The organism is Gordonia shandongensis DSM 45094 (assembly GCF_000423025.1).
GTDB lineage: Bacteria > Actinomycetota > Actinomycetes > Mycobacteriales > Mycobacteriaceae > Gordonia > Gordonia shandongensis.
In genome coordinates, this window is sequence record NZ_AUHE01000003.1 from 212,943 (window position 1) to 233,677 (window position 20,735).

Genomic DNA, 20,735 nt, shown 5'->3' on the forward strand with positions numbered 1-20,735 from the left:
CCACGGTAGCTACTCGCGCGGCGCGTCTCCCGGCTCGTCCGGGCGGATGACCGGGTTCTTCTCGGTGGTGTCCTCGGCGATCTCGTCGTCGAGGCTGCGGCCGCCGGCGAATGCGCCCCGGTATCGGATGGCGATGATGACCCAGCCGACCAGCGAGATGAGGATGTAGCTGACGATGCGGTACAGCAGGACGGCGGTGAAGGCGTCGGCCGAGGGGACGCCGGCCGAGACGAGGGCGGCGAACAGCACGCCGTCGACCACTCCGATGCCCGCCGGGAGCAGGGGCACCGCGGTGCCGACGGCCTTGCCCGCCGCGTACGCCACCATGAGGCCCGCGATCGACGGGTGGGCGTCGACGGCGTAGCAGACGGCGGCCAGACAGGCGACGTCGGCGACCCAGTTGAACAGGCTCCACCCGAACGCCTGCGCTCCGTGGCGCCGATCGAGCTTCACGGCCTGCAGCTGGTGGATGATCTGGTGGAGCTTGTCGGTGCCGAAATCGGCGGGTTTCTCACGGAGCTGGTTGAACCAACCGAGTATCCGGGCCGCGATGGACTCCAGGACCTGCGGATGCCCGGCCAGATACTGCATGATCACCAGGAACAGGACGAACGCCGAGACCGAGAAGATCACCGAGAACGGGCTGGTCTTGGCGCCCGCGAGGAGTGCGCCGCCGAGTCCGAGCAATGCGAGGCCCGCACCGGCCAGCAGCCCGGACATCACCAGCTGCCACGACGCGACCACCGGGCTGGCGCCCCACTTGCGGGTCTCGCGGTAGACGAACGCGGGCGCCAGCACCTGCCCACCGGGCATCGTCTGCGAGACGGCGTTGGACGCGAGGATCACGGCGAGCGATTCGCGTTGCCGCACCCGCACGCCGGCCGACCGCATGAGGACGCGCTGCACCTGTGCGTAGCTGTCCATCGACAACATCGCGGCACCGATCGAGGCGATCACCCATTCCCACCGGAGATCGCCGATCCGCTGCCAGGCCAGCGACAGTTTGGGCCAGATGATCACGGCTTCGGTGACGAGGATGGCGACGACCACGGCCACCAGTAGCCACCGGAGCCAGCGCCGCCACGACCGCGACGAAGACTGTGCGTCCTCGGCGACGGGGTCGACGTCGTCGGTGGGCATGGCGTACAGCCTAACGGGCGGGGTGTCTCCCGTCCTATTCGTCGTCGGGGCGGTTCGCCCGGCTCCGCCGCAGCAGGTCCTGCACGCTGATCTGATTGCCGGACTCGCCGCGGTCGGGGCGCAGCTCCCGCGAGGGCGCCGGTTCGGACTGCTCCTCGTGCGTCGGACGGGGTGCCTCCGGACGGGGTGCCTCCGGACGGGGTGCTTCCGGACGGGGTGCCTGGGGGCGGGGTGCTTCCGGACGAGCGGGTCCGGGCTGCGGTGCCGGACGCGGTGCCGGTTGCGGGCGCGCCGAGCCCTGCGGACCCGCCGGGCCCTGCGGTCTTGACGGGGGGACCACCGCGCGCGGCGGGACCCGCCGCGGGGGTTCCGGCTGACCGATCGGCCTGCGGTCGGCGGGCACGTCGCCCGGACGGCCGAGTACGGGCAGCGAACCGGTGGTCGTCGGTGTGACCGGGCCGCGAGACACCCGCTGGGGGCCGCTCATCGGCGGCGGTGTGGTCGGCCGCGCGGGACGGGCCCGCTGGTCGGCGCCGACCTGCCGCACCCCGCCCTGGCCGAGTCGCCAGGAACCGGTGTCGGGTCCCGAGTCGCCGCGCCGTGAGCGCGCGGCGTCGGGGCGGCGCGGAGTGCGGGGCTCGTCGATCAACTCGTCGAGGGTGCCCTCGGCCGCCAGATCCTCGGCCGCGGGATCCTCCGCCGCCGACGGGCGTCGTGACGATCCGCCGCGGTCGGGCCGTCCGCGGCCGGTGCCCGGGTCGCTCTCCGGTGCGCCGCCCGCCGGTGTGGACGGCAGCGACCGCCAGCGGCCGGTGGGTTCGGCCCGTCCGGCGACCGGGCGGTCGCCGCGATCGGCGGACCGGTCGGGGGCGCGGAACGCCGTGGTGGGCGCCTCGGCGGCGGCCACCACACCGCCCGACGTCCCGCCGACGTGTGCCGGCTGGTAGTCGGGCCGCTTGTGCTCGGGCTCCTCCTCGAGAATCGTCTCGCCGAGACCGATCCGCTGCTGAAGCCACTGCATCCACCGCGGCGACCACCAGCAGTCGTCGCCGAGCATCTTCATGATCGACGGCACCAGCAGCATGCGGATCACCGTGGCGTCGAGGATCAGGGCGGCGATCATGCCGAACGCGATGTACTTCATCATCACGATGTCCGAGAGCGCGAACGCTCCGGTCACCACCACCAGGATGGCGGCGGCCGCGGTGATGATGCGACCGGTCTGGGCGGTGCCGACGCGGATGGCCTCGGTGGTCGAGGCCCCCTGTTGTCGGGCCTCGACCATGCGGGACATCAGGAATATCTCGTAGTCGTTCGACAACCCGTAGATGATCGCGATGATCAGCACGAGCACGGGTGCGAAGAGGGCGCCGGGCGTGAAGTTCGCCAGCGACGACCCGTGTCCGTCGATGAAGATCCACGTGAGGATGCCGAGCGTGGAGCCGAGTCCGAGCGCCGTCATCAACGCCGCCTTGATCGGCAGGATGATCGAGCCGAACGCGAGGAACATCAGCAGGCCGGTCACCAAGACGAGCAGCACCGCCATGAACGGCAGTCGGGTCATGAGGGCGTCCACCGAGTCCTGGGTGAGCGCCGGGGTGCCCGCGACGTAGACCGTGGTGCCGCGCGGGTCGATCTCGCGGAGTTTGGAGATCGCCTCGGCCGCGGTGTCCCGATCGAGCAGTCCCGCCGACATCTGGACGACGGCGTCGTCACCCGACGATCCCCACAGGCCGTTCTGGTCGGCGTCCGGCGAGAACTGGCGGGTGAAGCCCGGGATCTTGTTGGCGTCGTTCTTGATGGCGTCGACGGCGCCCGCGGCGTCGTCGATGGTCGGCGGGACCTTGACGATGAGCTTGATCTCTTCGGTCCGCTCGCTGGGGAAGTACTTGTCGAAGTCCTCCTGCGCCACGCGATTGGGCTGGTCGGGCGGCAGATACGATTCGCTCATCCCGCCGAAGGTGATGTCCTTGAACGGGATGATGAGCGCCAGCAGGATCAGGGTCGTCGGCACGGCCGTCTTCATCGGGTGCTTCATCACCCAGCCGGCCAGCTTGCCCCAGAATCCGGCCTCGACCTCTTCGCGCGTCTTGGTGCGACGCAGGAACGGCAGTCCCAGGGCGTCGACGCGGTGGCCGAGGATCGACAGGACCGCGGGCAGCACCGTCACCGACAGGATCGCGGCCAGCGACACCGACGCGAGGGCGCCGTACGCCACGGATTTGAGGAACGCCTGCGGGAACATCAGCAGACAGGCCAGCGCGGCGATGATGATCGTCGCGGAGAACGCCACCGTCTGACCGGCGGTCATCACGGTTCTTCGGACCGCGGCCTCGACGGTGTAGCCGTCGGCCAACTCCTCGCGGAATCTGCTGACGATGAACAGGCCGTAGTCGATCGCGATGCCCAGTCCGATCAGCGTGACGACCGACTGGGCGAAGATGTTGAGTTCGGTGACGCGCGCCAGGAGCGTCATGATGCCGAGCGAGCCGGCGATCGTCAGACCGCCGATGAACACCGGGAGCACCGCGGCGATCACGCCGCCGAAGACGAAGAACAGCATCACCGCGACGACGGGCAGCGCGATGAGTTCGGCGCGCGCGATGTCGGCGTCCATCCCAGCGCTCATCGCCGTCGCGATCGGCTGCAGACCCGCCAGCTGGAACCGGGTTCCCGGGAGGTCGTAGCGTTCGGCGAGATCGTCGAAGAACGGCTGGATCTTCTGGTAGTTCTTGACGATGCTGGTGTCGTCGTCGCCGGCGACGCCGATCGACACGAACGCATGTTTGCGGTCCGGCGTCCACATGCGTTTCTGCTTGGTCTCGGCGGCGATGTCGCTGGCGCCGCCTGCCGCCGGTTCGAACGGATCGATCATGCCGGCGTGGCCGTCGCCGCTCTCACGGCTGACGACATCGGGGTGCTGCTCGGTGAGATCGTCGAGGATCGTCTCGATCTTGGCGCCGAACGCCGGATCGTCGACCGTGGTGCCCGCCGGCGGCGTGATCAGCAGGATGACGTCGGACTTGTGGTCGCGGCCGAGTGCGGAGTCGGCCAGCACCGATCCCTCCACCGATTCGGAGCCCGGGGCGAACCATCCGCTCTGGGACAGGTGATCGCCCAGGCTCAGGCCGTACAGTCCCAGGCCGCCCATGAGCGCGACGAGCACGGCGATGACGGTGTAGCGCATCCGGTGGACGAATGAGCCGATGGATCCGAACACGCCGGTGTCCTTTCTTACTTGCCGATGTCCGATCGGGTGATTCTCTCAATCATTACTGAGAAATCGAGCCGCACGGATTCAGGTTGGGCGGGGCCGCTAGCTGAGCAGCGCCGAGAGCGGGCGGAACGGGGTGAGCCAGGCGCCCTCGTCGGGCAGTGCGTCGAGGCTGATCCGCGGGAGCGGTTCGCGGAATACGCCGGGGATGTCCTCGAGGTCGATGAACTCGATCTCATCGCAGGTCAGCGCCCAACTCGCGTGCTCGCGGAAGCCGATGACCGTCACCGGGACGCCCTCCGCGGCGATCTCGAGAAGCGGCTCCCGGAACGCCTGCCCGTCGGCTGAGGCGACGATCACTCCGGCGAGCCCGGGCGAGTGTCGACGCACCTGGATGTGGTCGAGCATGTCGGCGTCCACATCGCTGTCGTCGGTGAGTTTGGGTTTGGCGAACACGGCGTAGCCGACGTTGCGGAGCGCCTCCACCCACGGACGCACCACCTCCGCGCTGCCGGGGACGATGTTGGTGAAGACCGTCGCCTCGGGCTCCACCTCGGCGTGGAACCGGGCGCCCAGTGCGGCGGACTGTTTGAGGAGCCACCGACCGAGGGCGTCGAACCGGGGCCGGTGGGCCGCGGTCGGACGGCCGCCGAGGATGCCGCCGAGCCCCATGTCCATGTTCGGGGCGTCCCACACGAGCAGGACGCGACGGTGGGACGTGGTGCCGGCGATCGTGTCGGCGAACTCCGGGGTCATGCCTTCTCCTCGCTCGTCGTGTCCGACGCCGCGCTCATCCGCGGCGGCGCCGTCGCAGCCGGGGCCGGTCTCGCAGCCGGGGCCGGTTTCACATAGACGAACTCGTTGACCCCGCGTCCCTCCTCGTGGGCGCGACCCTCGAACTTCGTGGTCGGGCGGTCGAGGAGGATCGGCGAATCGAAGGTCAGCGGGACCACGTGCGGACGGTCCCGAGGCTGGGTGGCCAGCAACTCGGCGATCCACGCAGCGTAGTCCGCGTGGTCGGTCGCGATGTGCAGAATGCCGCCGGGCGCCAAGCGGTCGGCGATCAATTCGATGGTCCCGGCTTGCAGGAATCGCCGCTTGTGATGCCGCGCCTTCGGCCAGGGGTCGGGGAAGAACACGCGAACGCCGGTCAGCGAGTCGGGTGCGATCAGCTCGGTGAGCACGACGGTCGCGTCGCCGCGGATCATCCGCACGTTCGTGAGCCCACCGCGGTCGACGAGGCCGATGAGCTGGGCGAGACCGGGCTGGTAGACCTCCACGGCCACCACGTCGACGTCGGGCTCGGCGTCGGCCATCGCCGCGGTGGAGATCCCGGTGCCGCTGCCGACCTCCACGATGAGGGGCGCGGTGCGGCCGAACCACTCCTGCGCCCGCAGCGGGGGCTCGGCGTCGCGGTCGGGGCCGGTGCGCAGATCGCGTCCGAGCGTCGGCCACAGGTTCTCCCAGTTGCGGCGCTGCCCCGGCGTCAGGGTGCCCCGGCGGAACCGGAAGCTGGTCACGCGCGGGTACAGGCGGGAGCGATCGGTGTCGCTCGACGCGCCCTGTCCGGCCGGCTCCCGCGTGGACGAGTCCGGATCGGACGAACTCGGGGTTGGATCGATGCTCACATACACATGGTGTCTCATCACCGCTGCTCACTCACACCGGACACCCCGAATACGGCACCAAATGTCCGATCCGGGGAGTAGCGTCGGCGTATCGAGGACGCCTTGGGGGAGGTGGACGGGGTGGATGCTGACGGGACTCTGCGCGTCGCCGTGTCGGGAACGGCCGGTGTCGGCGTCGCGACGATGGTGCGAGCGCTGCACCGCCGGTTCGGGGTGGCGGCCACGGCCCGCCCCGACGATGCGGATGCCGACGCCGATCTCCTCGTACGCGTGATCGGCGCCCAGGAACGGGGCCCGGACCGGGTGCTCCTCGACCGCTGTCGGCGACGCGGCGGGCCGCCGGTCGTCGTGATCGCCGGTAAGGCCGATGCGCGACCGACGGCCGACCGGCTCGCCCGAGCGGCCGCCGACCGCCTCGGTCTGCCGGTGACACCGGTGTCGGGCCTGCTCGCCGGGGTCGACCTCGACGACGCACAGGCCGCCGCCCTCCGACGGTGGGCGGACCGGGGACGCGATGCGGGGCGCGGCTTCGGTGTCCCCGTGATCGCCGCGATGTTCCCCGACGGCGCGACCGACCCGGCCGACCAGCGGATGCGCGCCGACGTCCTGTCGTCCGTGGGCCGCACCGGACTGGTCGCGGCGATGCGTGCGCTGGTCGACTCGCCAGAGCTCGACGCCGCCGGCCTGTCGGCGCACCTCCGGGGCATCAGTGGGATCGATGCGCTGATTCCCGCGGTGCGCGCCGCGGTTCCGGCGATCGTCGAACGGCGTCGCGTGCTCGCTCTCGCCGAGGTTCGGCTGTCGGCGGCGCGCGGTCACCGCCGGGAGGACGCCGAGCGGTGGCTCGCCGGTGCGGTCGGAACGGGTGCCCGGTGACGGCGTCGGCGACCACGGCGTCGGCGACCGTCGTGGTGGCGGGGACCGCCGGCGCCGACCCCGCGGGGCTGGCGGCGGAGCTCGCGGAGCACGGCGTGGACGGGGTGACCCACATCGCGGTGCGGTACGACGAGCCGGTGGTGGTCGGTGGCGCCCGGACGGTCCTGCTCGCCCTCGACGCCACGGCTCCGGCGGCCGACGAGGAGCGGGCGGTGCTGGCCGCCGCCGCCCGCGCGGGAGCGGCCGTGGCGATGGTGGCCGTCCACGTGGATCGGCATCCGGGGTGGCCGGCGGTGATCGCGCGGTCGCGTACCGCGCTCGACCCGGATCGCCGCGTGCCGTTGTTCGCCGTCGCACCGGACGCGGGTGACCGGTCGGGGGTCCGAGACGTGGTGCGCTGGTGCACCGACGATCCGCCGGCACTCTCCCGACCCGCCCCCGAGGAGGCGGTGTCGCCGCCCGTCGCGCGCCGGTCGGTCGACACGGCAGCGGTGTTGCCGACGCGTGCCGAACGCCTCACCGCGGTGCGTGCGGGGATCGTCGAGGTCCGCGGCGAGGCGGTCGCGGCGTTGCGTGAAGCGCTGCGCGAGACGGCGGCGACGGCCACGGCGACGGGACCCGGTGCGCTCGACTGGCTGCCGCCCGCGCTCGATGCGGTGGAGCGGGGGCTCATCGAGGCGGTGCGGCGTCGGGTCGACCGGATCCAGGCCTCGGCCCTGGCGGGCCTGTCGTCGCCGGGGCCGCCGCGACCCGTGGAGATCGGTCGGGACGCCGGGCCGCCGTGCCCGCCGCCCGAGCAGGTGCGCGGACGGGCCGAGGGGGCGATGCTGTTGATCGTCGGCGCCTCGATGGGTTTCGGGGTCGGCCGGATGGTGATCGCCCCGGCCCTCGACTGGGCCGGACTCGGTGCCCTCGGGACGGCTCTCGCGCTCGCCGCCGGGGTGCTGCTCGCGGCGTGGATCGTGGCCGTCCGGCGGGATGCGGCGCGCCGCGCGGCGGTCGTCCGCTGGGTCGGTGAGACCGTCGCCCGGCGTCGCGGCGACATGGAGCACCGGCTCGTCGCGGCCGTCGGGGCGGCGGAGGCGAGCATCGGCCGAGAGATATGGAACCGAACGCGGTCCGCGCGCGTCTAATAGATGAGGGGTGTGTCCGCTGGGGTGTTCGGGAAGGTGCCGGTGAACGATGGACGAGCTGTTCGGCGAGTCCGATGCGGAACGTGAAGCTGATCTCATCTGGACCCCTGCGGAGGCGGGTTCTCCGGAGGCTCCCGATGTGTTCGGCGACACCGAATCGGCCGACGGTGTCTCGGCCCACGACAACCTCTGGTGGTATGCCGACGGCACGGTGTGGGACCTGGGTCCCGCGGACATCGACGCCGACGGCGACGGCGTCCCCGAATCGTTGACCAGCGGACTCCGCGGTGTCCCGGCGATCGTCTCCGATGCCGACGGCGACGGACGGGTCGACCGGGTGACCTCCGTCGACGGACCGGACGGGGTGACCGAACGCTCGCTCGACGGTACGGTCGGCGAGTGGAGCCCGACGACTCTCGGCCGTATCGACTGACGGCCGCTCGGTCCGCCCACCGGCCCGGGCCGGGAGAAACGGGCGTATCCTAGGCCGGGAATGCGTCCGCACAGCTGTTGCGCGCAGGCACCGTGAATTTCGACGAGGAGATCCGCATGACCGCTGCGACCGTTCCGGGCCTCGAACCCGGGAACGCCCCCACGAACCACGCCGGGCTCATCGCCTGGGTGGCCGAGGTTGCCGAGCTCACGCAGCCCGACCGCGTGGTCTGGTCGGACGGCAGTGACGACGAGTGGGACCGTCTCACCGCTGAGCTGGTCGACGCAGGCACCGTGGTCAAGCTGAACGAGGAGCGCAAGCCGAACTCGTTCCTGGCCCTCTCCGATCCCGCCGACGTGGCTCGCGTCGAGTCGCGCACCTTCATCTGCAGCAAGACCGCGGATGCGGCCGGCCCCACCAACAACTGGGTCGATCCCGACGAGATGCGCTCCACGATGACCGACCTGTACCGCGGCAGCATGCGCGGACGGACCATGTACGTCATCCCGTTCTGCATGGGGCCGCTGGGCTCGGACGATCCGAAGCTCGGCATCGAACTCACCGACTCCCCGTACGTGGTGCTGTCGATGCGCGTCATGACCCGCGTGGGCCCCAAGGTCCTCGAGGCGCTGGGCGACGACGGGTTCTTCGTCAAGGGCCTGCACTCGGTGGGCGCGCCGCTCGCCGAGGGCGAGGAGGACGTCCCGTGGCCGTGCAACACCGAGAAGTACATCGTCCACTTCCCCGAGGACCGCGTGATCTGGTCGTACGGGTCGGGCTACGGCGGCAACGCGCTGCTCGGCAAGAAGTGCTACGCGCTGCGGATCGCCTCGGCGATGGCGCACGATGAGGGCTGGCTCGCCGAGCACATGCTGATCCTCAAGCTGATCAGCCCGGAGGACAAGGTCTACTACGTGGCCGCGGCGTTCCCCTCGGCGTGCGGTAAGACCAACCTCGCGATGATCCATCCCACGCTGGACGGCTGGCGCGCCGAGACCGTCGGCGACGACATCGCGTGGATGCGTTTCGGCGACGACGGACGCCTGTACGCCGTGAACCCCGAGTTCGGCTTCTTCGGTGTGGCGCCGGGCACGAGCTACGACTCGAATCCGACCGCGATGAAGACCATCGAGGCGGGCAACACGATCTACACCAACGTCGCGCGCACCGACGACGACGACGTCTGGTGGGAGGGCATCGGCGGCGATACGCCGGCCCACCTCATCGACTGGCACGGCGAGGACTGGGGTCCCGACTCGGAGACCAAGGCGGCCCATCCGAACTCGCGGTACTGCACCCCGATGTCGCAGTGCCCGACGCTGGCCCCCGAGTGGGACGACCCGCAGGGCGTCCCGATCTCGGCGATCCTGTTCGGCGGCCGTCGCAAGTCGACGGTCCCGCTGGTCACGCAGGCGCGGGACTGGGAGCACGCCGTCTTCATGGGTGCCACCGTCGGCTCCGAGCAGACCGCCGCCGCCGAGGGCAAGGTCGGCACCGTCCGCCGCGACCCGATGGCGATGCTGCCGTTCATGGGCTACCACGTGGGCGACTACTTCGAGCACTGGCTGAACATCGGCCGCCGCGAGGGCGCCCAGCTGCCCGCCGTGTTCTACGTCAACTGGTTCCGCCGCGGCGAGGACGGCCGCTTCCTGTGGCCGGGCTTCGGCGAGAACAGCCGCGTCCTGAAGTGGATGGTCGACCGCATCGAGGGGCGCGTCGACGGCGTGGAGACGCCGATCGGCACCGTCGCCGCACCGTCCGAGCTCGACCTGACCGGTCTGGACGTGGCGCAGGAGGATCTCGCCGAGTCGCTCGCGGTGAACGCCGACGAGTGGCGTGAGGAGATCCCGACGATCGAGGAGTGGTTCGAGTTCGTGGGCGACAAGCTGCCGCGTGAGCTCAGCGACCAGCTCGAGACGCTGCGCAGCCGTCTGGGCTGACTGGGACACGAGGGTTTCCGAGGGCCGCACCGGGTTCGATCCGGTGCGGCCCTCGGGCGTCCGGCGGCTCCCCTCGGGGACGTCTTCAGGGATGTTCCTGATGCGCGGCGCGGCCAGACGTGAGATTTTTGTTCACATGACTCCAAGGGAATCGACCGACGCGGACACGATCGCAGCGCGCGCAGACTCGGTGGTGAAGACCTACGGCAGCGGAGACACCGCGGTCCACGCCCTTCGCGGGGTGTCGATCGGGTTCCGAGCCGGTGAGTTCACCGCCATCATGGGGCCGTCGGGTTCCGGGAAGTCGACGCTGATGCACTGCCTGGCGGGGCTGGACGCCGTCACCGACGGGTCCGTCTGGATCGGCGACGTCGGGGTGGTCGGCCTGTCCGACAAGGAGATGACACGGCTCCGGCGCGACCGCATCGGCTTCGTCTTCCAGGCGTTCAACCTGGTGCCGACGTTGACCGCGGAGGAGAACATCACCCTCCCGCAGGGCATCGCCGGCCGTCGGGTGGATCGGGAGTGGTTCGACACGGTCGTCGACCGGCTCGGTTTGCGCGACCGACTCTCGCATCGGCCGTCGGAGCTGTCCGGAGGCCAGCAGCAGCGGGTGGCCTGCGCGCGCGCTCTGGTGGGGCGGCCCGACATCATCTTCGGCGACGAGCCGACCGGCAACCTCGACTCGCGGTCGTCGGGCGAGGTCCTGTCGATCCTGCGGGCGGCTACCGACGAGTTCGGTCAGACGGTGGTGATCGTGACGCACGATCCGCGGGCGGCGGCCTACGCCGATCGCGTGGTGTTCCTGGCCGACGGGCAGATCGTCCGCGAGCTCTCCCGGCCGTCGGCCGACGACGTGTTCGAGGTGATGCGGAATCTCGACGACGAGGCGCCCGCGGCGGAGTCCGGCGACGGCGAGGTGGGCTGACGTCATGGCCGCATCCGTCATGCGCAAGGTCTCCACCCGGAGCCTCGTGCAACACAAGGTGAGGTTGATCCTCACCGTCTTCTCGGTGGTGCTCGGCACCAGCTTCGTCGCCGCGGCGGTGGTCTTCACCTCCACGGTCTCCGAGGCCTTCAACGGCATCTTCGACAATGCGGCGAAGGGCGTCTCGGTCCAGGTCAGCGGGGCCAAGGACGATTCCGCGGGAGTCCCGACCGCCCTCGCCGACGATCTCGACGCCCACGCCGGCGACCTGGGGATCGCTCGCCTCGCCAAGGACTACTCGGGGTCGGTGACCGTCGCCGACTCGTCGGGGCGCGCCATCCAGACCGGCGGCGCACCGAGCATCGGGATGGCATACCTGCCGCCCGACCGCGCCGTCGGCGAGCAGATGACGATCGAGGAGGGCCGCGCCCCGCAGCGATCAGGTGAGATCGCCCTCAACGCCGATGCGGCCGAGAAGGCCGACCTGCGTGTGGGGTCGACGACCAAGGTCGTCGTGGGGGCCGGAACGGAGCCGCCGATGACGGTGACGGTCGTCGGGATCACCGACATGCCGACGTCGACGGGCGGGTTCGTCGGCGTGACCTTCGACGAGCAGACGGCGGCCCGACTGTTCTCCGACGGCGAATACGTCTCGACGGTGAATCTGGCGGCCGCACCGGGGGTCTCGGACGACGAGCTCCGGGACGCCGTGGCGTCGTTCCTCACCACCCGCGACGCATCGGCGCCGACGGCCTACTCGGTGCGCACCGGCGATGAGGTGCGTGCCGATCAGAAGGAGGCCATCGGCGAGTTCCTGACGATCTTCCAGGCGATCCTGCTCGCCTTCGCGGCGATCGGGCTGCTGGTGGGCACGTTCATCATCTACAACACGTTCTCGATGATCGTGGCCCAGCGGAATCGCGAACTGGCGTTGCTGCGCGCCATCGGCGCGGGACGCTCGGACATCTCGCGGTCGGTGATGCGCGAGGCGCTGATCGTCGGCGTGGTCGGCGGGGTGATCGGACTCGGTCTGGGCATCGGGATCGCCGCGGCGATGCTCGCCTTCACCGAATCGCAGGGCCTGCCGTCGAACGGTGTTCAGGTGGGTGTCGCGGCCGTGGTGTCGGCACTGCTCGTCGGCGTGGTCGTCACCCTGCTGAGCGCCTGGATCCCGGCGCGCCGCGCATCGCGGATCCCGCCCGTCGAGGCGATGCGCCAGAGCAGTGTGGAACCGGGAGCGGGGTCGCTGCGCGGCCGGACGCTGGTGGGAGCCGTGATCGGGGTTCTCGCGGTGGCCGCGCTCGTCGTCGGCGGACTCGGTGAGGGCGTGGGCCCGGCCGTGACGGTGGGCCTCGGTGCCCTGCTGGCGGTGATCGCCGTGGTGGTCGGGGCGCCCGCGGTGGCGCGGCCGGTCGTCGGCGGACTGGGTGCGGTGTTCCAGCGGCCGTTCGGCACGGTCGGCCGCCTGGCCCGCACCAACGCGGTCCGCAATCCGCGCCGCAGCGCGGCGACCGCGTTCGCGTTGACCCTCGGTCTGATGCTGGTCGTGGTGATCGGCACGTTGGGCTGGTCGTTCAAGGGCACCGTCAACGCGGCGGTCGACAAGGGACTGCAGGCCGACTTCGTGGTGACCGGCACCAACAACATGCCGCTCTCCCCGGCGGTCGCCGACGCCGTCCGCACGGTGCCGGGAACGTCCGCGGTGGTCGCCCAGGCGTACAGCCGCGCCGGCGTGGACGGTTCGACGACGTTCGTCTCGTCGCCGATGGGCGGATCGATCGACGACGTGGTGGCGCTCGACATGGAAGCGGGAACCGCCGACCTGTCCGGCCACGACCTGCTGGTCGCGGACGACGTCGCCCGCGACAAGGGGTGGACGCTGGGCGATTCGGTCGACCTCGAGGGGACCACCGGGCAGGACGTGACGGTGCGGGTCACCGGCGTCTTCGCGCCCAACCAGCTGGTGGTCCCGGTGATGGTCGGCGCCGACGCCTACGACGAGCTGGTCCCGGTGGCCGCGCAGCGGATCGTCGGACCGATCCTGGTGAAGGCCGCCGCCGGGACGTCGCTCGACGAGCTCCGAGGGCGACTGACCGATGCGACGGCGCCGTACCTGACCGCTCAGGTTCAGGATCGCAACCAGTTCAAGAACTCGATCTCGTCGCAGATCGATCAGATGATGGCGACGCTGGGCGCCCTGCTGGCGCTGTCGCTGGTGATCGCCGTGCTCGGCATCATCAACACCCTCGCCCTGTCGGTGGTGGAGCGGCGCCAGGAGATCGGCATGCTCAGAGCAGTCGGGATGAGCCGGGCCCAGGTCCGCCGGACGGTGTACCTCGAGTCGACGTACATCGCGGTCTTCGGTGCGCTGCTCGGCACCGTGCTGGGGTTGGCGATCGGCGTCCCGCTGGTCCGCACCCTGGCGCATTGGGGCATCGACGGGGTGGTGATTCCGTGGCCGCTGATCGGCGCCACCCTGGTCGGGTCGGCGGTCGTCGGAGTGGTGGCCGCCCTGTGGCCGGCGGTCACGGCGGCCCGCACGCGGCCGTTGGAGGCGATCACCGCCGAATGACCGAGGGGCCGCGCCGCGATACCGTGAGGCATGAGCAATGCGTCACCGGGTCGCGGCCGGACCGTCCTGCTGTCGATCGTGGTGGTCCTCGCCGTGATCGTCGTGGCCCTGGTCGGCAAGATCGTCTTCGACCGCGTGTCAGAACCCGACGAGCAGGCGGGACCCGCTTCGAGCAGCGTGGCGAGCAGTTCGTCACCGACCAGTTCGTCGTCGACGTCGTCGTCGACCGCGGTGCCGTCGCGCACGCGGCCGACGGCCCCACCGGGTTCGGTCACCTACCAGCTCACCGGCAGCGGCGACGTCATCACGCTGACGTTCGCGACGGGGAGCGGGACCAAGGTGGTGGTGGCGGCCGGTGCGCCGTGGTCGCAGGCCACCACCGTCAAGGGGCGGAAGGCGACGATGGATGCGATCGTCACCCGTGGAACGGTGACCTGCACGATCCTCCACGGTGAGGACCTCATCGCGTCGAGCACGAGCCGCGGCGGACCGCTGCACTGCTCGGGCCGTCTCCCGCGGTGAATCGGTTCGCGCCGGTCGCTACCCGGTGGCGGTCCGGGCGAGATCGTCGTAGCGTTCGCGCAGCGTCCGTTTGACGATCTTGCCGCTGGGGTTCTTCGGCAGCTCGTCGACGACGACCACGTACTTGGGGCGTTTGAATCCGGCCAGTCGGTCGCGGAGGTGGTCGAGGATCTGCTGTTCGTCGATGTCGACGCCGGCGCGGGGGACGACGGCGGCGGTGACGGCCTCCACCCACCGCGGATGCGGGACGGCGAAGACGGCCACTTCGGCGACGCCCGGGATCTCGTAGATCGCCTCCTCGACCTCCCGGCTGGCGACGTTCTCGCCGCCGGTGCAGATCATGTCCTTCTTGCGGTCCACCACCGACAGGTATCCGTCGGCGTCCATGACACCGAGGTCGCCGGAGTGGAACCAGCCGCCGGCGAACGCCTCCGCGGTCTTGTCGGGGCGGTGGTGGTAGCCGGCGCAGATGTGCGGACTGCGGTGGACGATCTCGCCGACCTCGCCGGGCGGGACGGCGTTCCCGTCGTCGTCGACGATGATGGTCTCGGCGTTGAGGGCGGCGCGTCCGGCACTGCCCGCGTGGGCGAGCTGTTCGTGCGGCAGCAGGATGGTGACCATCGGCGACAGCTCGGTCTGCCCGTAGAAGTTCCACAGCCGGACGTCGGGGAGTCGGTCGAGGAGTTCGCGGAGGACTTCGGCGGGCATCGGGGAGGCGCCGTAGTAGCCCTTGGCGAGCGTCGACAGGTCGGTCGACGCGAACTTCTCGGAGCGCAGGAGCCCGATCCAGACGGTCGGGGGTGCGAAGTACTTGGTGGCTCCGTGCCGTTCGATCGCGGCCAAGACGGCGTCGGGGTCGGGGGTCGGGAGGATGACGCTGGTGGCGCCGAGGTACACGTCGACGCAGAAGAAGCAGTCGAGTTGGGCGCAGTGGTACATCGGCAGCGAGTGGATCTCGATGTCGTCTGCGGTGGCGCCGCCGTCGACGATGCAGCTGACGTACTGGGCGATGAGGGAGCGGCTGGTGGAGATGACGCCCTTCGGCGACGACTCGGTGCCGGAGGTGTACATCAACCGGATCGGGTCGTCGTCGAGGACGTCGACGTCGGGCGCCCGGTCGGGACCGTCGTCGGCCCATCGTGACGCGGACTCCCATCCGGCTGCCGCCGATCGTGTCGCCGGCTCCCCGATGACGGCCCGGACCCGGATGCTCGCGGCGGGGGCGGCATCGCCGGACTCGGCGGCGATGTCGGCGGCCGCCGCGGCGACGTCGAGGAGGTCGCCGCCGGCGATGAGCCCGGATGCCCCGGAGTCGGCGAGGATGAAGGCGACTTCGCGCGGCTGCAGGGCGAAGTTGATGGGCACCAGGATCACGCCGAGCCGTGCCGCGGCGAAGACCAGGGCGCCGAACTCCCAGCAGTTCCGGGACAGCAGGGCCAGCCGGTCGCCCTTGACCAGCCCGCGGTCGGCGAGCGCATGCGCCATGCGGTTCACCGCGACGTCGAATTCGGCGAAGGTGAACTCACGCTCGGCGGTCACGACGCCGAGTTTGTCGGGCACGCGACGGGCCGTGCGATGCAGCAGGTCGCCGAGACTGTGACGACGTGCGCGGGTGATCTCGGGAAGAGCGGTGTCGACGGTCATGGCGTTCTCACCTTCTGACGGGGATCCGCGGAGGGGATCCGGAACTGTGCTTCGGTGACCTGTGACCCAGTGTCTCCCACGGGTGGTGCGGCAGGTGTCCACTTTCTGATCAGCTGTCGCCGGTGGCGCGGACGACGATGGAGTCGTCCGATTCCGTGCCGTGTGCTCGAGACGCCGCGGCCGCTCGAAGGAGAACCCCATGCATCGTGTGAACGTCCTGTACGGCGAACCGACTGATCACCGGCAGTTCGAGGAGTACTACCGGAGCACGCACCTGCCGTTGGCGGCGGCCATCCCGGGCGCGAGCGGATTGACCTTCGCGTTCGGCGTCGAGGCGGCCGAGGGTTCGTCGCCGTTCTGGGCGATCTTCTCGGCCGACTTCGCCTCGGCGGAGGCGTTCGGTGCGGGGATGGCGTCCCCGGAGGGGCAGGCGGCGGCCGCCGACATCGCGAACTATGCGACCGGTGGCGCCACGATCGTCCACTACGACGTGTTCAGCCGGTAGCGGCGGATGGCGCGGTAGAGGGTGGTGCGGCTGACTCCCAGCCGCGCCGCCGCCGCGCTCTTGTTCCCGTCGGTGACACGGAGGGCTTCAGCGATCGCGGTGCGTTCGGCCTGTTCCAGCGGGGTCAGTGAGGAGCGGATCGCCCCCGAACGGATGTGGGCGGGGAGGTCGGCGGCGGTGATGTCGCCGGCGCTGCGCCGGGACGTCAGCGCATCGACGACCCGGACGAGTTCGGCGACGTTGCCGGGCCACCCGTATTCGGTCAGTGCGGCGATGGCGTCCGGTGTCAGCCGCACCGTGTCGTCGGGCCGGTTGCGGGTGAGGCGGGCGGCGACGAGTGCGGGGATGTCGCCGCGCCGGTGGCGCAGCGGGGGCAGGTCGACGTGGTGATCGGCGAGAGCGATCAACCGCGTGTGTTCGCCGGTCAGATCGGCTTCGGGCAGGCACGTGAGGACGACCGGCGCCGGCAGGGGGCGGGCCGTGAGCAGGTCGGCCAGACCGTGCGCGACGGGGGCGGGCAGCAGGTGCACGTTCTCCACGACCGCGGCCCGATCGATGGTGGCGGCGACGTCGCGGAGCCACTCCCGGTGGTCGCAGACCACGGTGTCGGCCCCGTCCATCCAGGCCGCCTCGAAGCCGTCGAGCGTGGTGGCGGCCGCGGTGGTCCGACCGGTCCCCGCCTCACCGGAGACCACGGTGAGGCCGCCGGGCGGGGCTGCGGAGACGGGTGCCGCGACCTCGGGTGCGCTCCGAGGTTCGGGTGTCGGGGTCAGGACGATCAGTCCGCCGTCGCCGTACCGGGTGACGGCCGCGCGGACCGCGCGCCCCGAGACGAGGGTGAGATCGTGTTCGCTCGTCCCGGCGAGGGGTGCTTCGCGGATGAGCACGCTCAGGGTCACTCGGTCGGCGGGGTCGAGGAGCCGTCCGGCGTGCACGTTCTCCAGGTCGATCTCGGAGTCGATGGCCGCGACGGCGGAGCCGCGGAAGAGTGCGACCGCGCGGTCGAAGGCGTCGATCAGTTCTCGTTGGGGCGCTGAGGCGCTGCGCAGCAGGCGGTCCTCGATGCCGCGGACCACGGAGACGAGGAACGGCGGCAGGAGGCGGTTCTCGGCTTCGAGTCCGCAGGAGATGTCGAGGACTCCGACGGTCCGGCGGGTCACCGGGTGCCGGATGGGGTGGCGGTAGCAGGAGAAGCCGCGCAGGGCCTCGGCGAAGTGCTCGGTGCCGCGGACGCTGACGCCGCCGCCGACCTCCAGGGCGGTGCCGACGGCGTTGGTGCCCGCGGCCTCTTCGGCGAGCCACCGTCCGGTGACGACGCCGGACCGGTCCACGTGGTCGCGGACGCTGGCTTCGCCGGCGCGGATGTCGACGACGTGGGCGCTGCTGTCGGCGAGCAGGACGGCGAAGTCGGTGCCGGCGAGGGCATCGGCGACCCGGTCGAGGACGGGCCCTGCGGCGGCGAGGAGGCGACTGCCGGTGTTGACCTCGACGATGGTGTCGTCGCCGTCGAGGCAGCGGGCCGGGTCGACGCCGCTGAGCGCCGATCGGCGCCATGACGATCCGATCGCGGCGGAGGCCTGAACGGACATCGGATACACCTCCCCGGGGCGCGGACCGAACCCGCGAACTGGTCCTATCAGTGTGACACCTCACGCCTGTTCGCGGTGTTCACTTTCGCTACACCGTTGACAGACCGATCTCGTGATCAACCGAGGTAGATGGTTTGCGGCTGCCGGTAGTTCTCGAACCCGCTGGTGGCGAATTCTCGGCCGATGCCGCTGTTCTTGAAGCCGCCGAAGGGGCCCGCCGGGTCGGGGGTGTAACCGTTGATGCCGACGGTGCCGGTCTGCAGGCGCCGCGCCACCCGGGCGGCGTGCTCGGCGTCGCGGGACCAGACGGTGCCGCCGAGTCCGTAGACGGAGTCGTTGGCGATGGCGACGGCGTCGTCTTCGTCGCGGTAGGGGGCGACGGTGACGACGGGCCCGAAGATCTCCTCCTGGCCGATCGGCGAATCGTTGTCGACGTCGGCGAAGACGGTCGGCTGCACGAAGAATCCGGGGCCGTCGGGGGTGCCGCCGCCGGTGACGAGCCTGCTGGTGGCCCGTCCCTGGTCGATGTATCCCATCACGCGGTCGCGGGCGCGGGCGCGGGCGTGGACGAGTGGGCCGATCGCCGTGGCGGCGTCGCGGGGGTCGCCGACGGCGGCGCCGGACGAGAGGTCGGCGAGCAGTGCGACGACTTCGTCGTAGCGACGCTGTGGGGCGAGGATTCGGGCGGTGCGGAAGCAGGTCTGGCCGTTGTTGATGAAGACGGCGCCGAACAGGTCTTCCACCGAGGACGCGAGGTCGGCGTCGTCGAGGACGATGCCGGCGGACTTTCCGCCCAGTTCAAGGGTGACGGGTCGCAGGAGGTCGCCGCAGACGCGGGCGACGTCGCGGCCGGCGGCGGTGGATCCGGTGAACGCGACTTTGGCGACGCGGGGGTGTGCGACGAGGGCGCGGCCGGCGTCGACGTCGCCGGGGAGGATGTTCAGCACTCCGGCGGGCAGTCCCGCCTCGATGGCGGCGTCGGCGACGAGGCGGGCGTCGAGGGGCGATTCGACGGGCGCTTTGAGGACCACCGTGCAGCCGGCGGCCAGGGCGGGTGCGTATTTCATGGCTGCGAGCGTCTGCGGATAGTTCCACGGTGCGATGGCGCCGACGACGCCGTAGGGGACGTGCCGGATCTCGACGCGGCCGCCGAGCATGCCGTCGACGATCTGGGGATGCGAGCTGCGGGCGAGGTCGGCGTAGTACCGCAACAGCAGGGGCGCGAAGGCACCTTCGAGTGCGGTCGCCAAACCGATCGGCATGCCGTTCTGCGAGGTCACCGCGGCCGCGATCTGGTCGCTGCGGGCGGTGAGGGCGTCGGCGAATCGGTCGAGTGCGTCGGCGCGGGCCTCGCCGGTCCACGAGGACCACCCGGCGGGGTCGTCGAATGCGGCGCGGGCCGCTGCGACGGCGGCGTCGACGTCGTCGGTGGAGGCCAGGACGACGGTGCCCAGTGGGCGTTCGGTGGACGGGTCGACGACGGTTCGGGTCTCGCCGCCGCGCGACGGCGTCCAGGTGCCGCCGATGAACAGGTCGGTGTGGTCGGTTCCGATGGTGGACTCGGTCATGGCGTCACGCTTCCTCGGAGATCGTCCGGCCGCCGTCCGACGGTCCGGAAGCGACGGCCAGGCAGTCCCCGGTCGATGCGCTCAGTGCCGATTCTGCTGGCGCCCGCCGCCCGCGACTGTGCCGAAAGTGGACGACCGCGCGAGTTGTCCACAGGGCTTGTCCACAGTGTGGATGAATTACACACATGTGATTCAGCACGTCGCGGACCTGATCTCGCGGTTCGCAGGCTCGTCCTTCAGGCGGGTCGCCGTCGCCGACGATCCCCGGCATCCGGATCCTCAGCGGACGCGGAGAACGAGGACCAGGTTGGTCGCGGCGACCTCGCGGACGCCGGGAACGTGGACGACCGGCCACGCCCAGCGGGGGAGATAACGCGGAAAGGCGGCGACGAGATCGGCGGCGGAGGTGCTGTGCGCCCAACGCAGCCCCGCTGCGGCGGTGATCGGGAACAACGAGACGCCGTACAGGTTCTTCGGCAGTCGCCCGTGACGCCGCGTGTACCAGCGGGCGGCACGGTGCCCGCCGGCATAGTGCGTCAGCCCCATCTCGTGTCCGCCGAACGGGCCCCACCACAGCGTGTAGCTGAGGATTACGGTCCCGCCCGACCGGGTGACCCGCACCATCTCGTCGGCCATCGCCCACGGGTCCGGAGTGTGCTCGGCGACATTGGAGGAGAAGCAGACGTCCACGCTCCCGCTCCGAAACGGCAGTCGCTGCCCGCGCGCGCGAACGGTGGTGCGGTGGTCGATTCCGGCGGCCGACATCTCCCCGGCATCCGGCTCCACCGCGAGATAGTCCGCGCCGCGAGCGGTGAACGCGTCGGCGAAGAATCCGGGGCCGCCGCCGACATCGAGAACCGCCGCACCGCGTAACGATTCCGGGACCACGCCGGCGACCATCGCGGCGGTGTCATCGGCGAGGGCCGAGTAGAAGACGGCGGGCTCGGACTGCTCGTGACCGAACGCCCGCAACAGTCGAACCGATCGGGCCGCGGTGGCCCGGCGGGCGAACGGGAGCATGGTGTCAGGGTCGCATACCCTGG

The 20,735-nt window shown here is 70.9% G+C and carries 16 protein-coding genes; 8 read left to right on the forward strand and 8 right to left on the reverse strand.

The genetic code is table 11. The features are described 5' to 3' along the window. Positions 1-9 precede the first annotated feature (9 nt). The 4 genes from G528_RS16600 to trmB all read right to left on the reverse strand — a co-directional run bounded on the left by G528_RS16600 (position 10) and on the right by trmB (position 5,988). Positions 10-1,140 (reverse strand): lysylphosphatidylglycerol synthase transmembrane domain-containing protein, encoded by a 1,131-nt coding sequence (locus G528_RS16600; protein ID WP_051198368.1) that lies wholly within the window; start codon positions 1,138-1,140, stop codon positions 10-12. Between the two features lie 34 nt (positions 1,141-1,174). Next, the gene (locus G528_RS0106200) at positions 1,175-4,360 is read right to left on the reverse strand and encodes an MMPL family transporter (protein ID WP_026918216.1); all 3,186 of its coding nucleotides are present in this window, start codon (positions 4,358-4,360) and stop codon (positions 1,175-1,177) included. A gap of 96 nt (positions 4,361-4,456) precedes the next feature. Further along, entirely contained in the window at positions 4,457-5,110 is a 654-nt protein-coding gene (locus G528_RS0106205; protein ID WP_026918217.1) for an NYN domain-containing protein, read from the reverse strand. Further along, positions 5,107-5,988, reverse strand: a complete 882-nt coding sequence (gene trmB, locus G528_RS16605; RefSeq protein WP_425402216.1) for a tRNA (guanosine(46)-N7)-methyltransferase TrmB — start codon at positions 5,986-5,988, stop codon at positions 5,107-5,109. Before trmB ends, G528_RS0106205 begins: the two co-directional genes overlap by 4 nt. Positions 5,989-6,102: 114 nt before the next feature. On the opposite strand from trmB, the gene G528_RS0106215 reads away from it, so the two are divergent. From G528_RS0106215 to G528_RS0106245, 7 genes are all read left to right on the forward strand, one after another. Beyond that, positions 6,103-6,858, forward strand: coding sequence for a hypothetical protein (locus G528_RS0106215; RefSeq protein ID WP_156890362.1), 756 nt, complete (start codon positions 6,103-6,105; stop codon positions 6,856-6,858). After that, positions 6,855-7,991, forward strand: coding sequence for a hypothetical protein (locus tag G528_RS0106220; protein ID WP_026918219.1), 1,137 nt, complete (start codon positions 6,855-6,857; stop codon positions 7,989-7,991). Before G528_RS0106215 ends, G528_RS0106220 begins: the two co-directional genes overlap by 4 nt. Positions 7,992-8,040: 49 nt before the next feature. Continuing rightward, the gene (locus tag G528_RS0106225; RefSeq protein WP_026918220.1) at positions 8,041-8,424 is read left to right on the forward strand and encodes a hypothetical protein; all 384 of its coding nucleotides are present in this window, start codon (positions 8,041-8,043) and stop codon (positions 8,422-8,424) included. A 116-nt stretch (positions 8,425-8,540) separates the two neighbouring features. After that, positions 8,541-10,364, forward strand: coding sequence for a phosphoenolpyruvate carboxykinase (GTP) (locus tag G528_RS0106230; protein ID WP_026918221.1), 1,824 nt, complete (start codon positions 8,541-8,543; stop codon positions 10,362-10,364). A gap of 136 nt (positions 10,365-10,500) precedes the next feature. After that, positions 10,501-11,292, forward strand: coding sequence for an ABC transporter ATP-binding protein (locus tag G528_RS0106235; protein WP_051198373.1), 792 nt, complete (start codon positions 10,501-10,503; stop codon positions 11,290-11,292). Between the two features lie 4 nt (positions 11,293-11,296). Further along, entirely contained in the window at positions 11,297-13,864 is a 2,568-nt protein-coding gene (locus G528_RS0106240; protein WP_026918223.1) for an ABC transporter permease, read from the forward strand. Between the two features lie 30 nt (positions 13,865-13,894). Then, on the forward strand, positions 13,895-14,386 hold the full coding sequence (locus G528_RS0106245) for a hypothetical protein (protein ID WP_026918224.1): 492 nt from the start codon (positions 13,895-13,897) through the stop codon (positions 14,384-14,386). An 18-nt stretch (positions 14,387-14,404) separates the two neighbouring features. Here G528_RS0106245 and G528_RS0106250 read toward each other — a convergent pair whose 3' ends face one another. Then, positions 14,405-16,030 carry a fatty acyl-CoA synthetase gene (locus G528_RS0106250; RefSeq protein WP_026918225.1) on the reverse strand — a complete coding sequence of 542 codons (1,626 nt, stop codon included), beginning with the start codon at positions 16,028-16,030 and terminating at the stop codon, positions 14,405-14,407. 199 nt (positions 16,031-16,229) lie between these two features. Here G528_RS0106250 and G528_RS0106255 point away from each other — a divergent pair, with 199 nt between their 5' ends. Next, a complete protein-coding gene (locus tag G528_RS0106255; RefSeq protein WP_026918226.1) occupies positions 16,230-16,535 on the forward strand; it encodes an EthD family reductase in 306 nt (101 codons plus the stop codon). On the opposite strand, the gene G528_RS0106260 is transcribed toward G528_RS0106255, so the two are convergent. The 3 genes from G528_RS0106260 to G528_RS0106270 form a co-directional block, all read right to left on the reverse strand. Further along, positions 16,514-18,124, reverse strand: coding sequence for a sigma-54-dependent Fis family transcriptional regulator (locus G528_RS0106260; protein WP_026918227.1), 1,611 nt, complete (start codon positions 18,122-18,124; stop codon positions 16,514-16,516). The two genes, G528_RS0106255 and G528_RS0106260, sit on opposite strands and share 22 nt — an antisense overlap. Positions 18,125-18,240: 116 nt before the next feature. Further along, complete coding sequence (locus G528_RS0106265; protein ID WP_026918228.1) at positions 18,241-19,692, reverse strand: aldehyde dehydrogenase family protein; 1,452 nt, start codon at positions 19,690-19,692, stop codon at positions 18,241-18,243. Between the two features lie 279 nt (positions 19,693-19,971). Then, positions 19,972-20,712: a class I SAM-dependent methyltransferase gene (locus tag G528_RS0106270; RefSeq protein WP_026918229.1), complete on the reverse strand. Its 741-nt coding sequence runs from the start codon at positions 20,710-20,712 to the stop codon at positions 19,972-19,974. Positions 20,713-20,735: the final 23 nt, after the last annotated feature.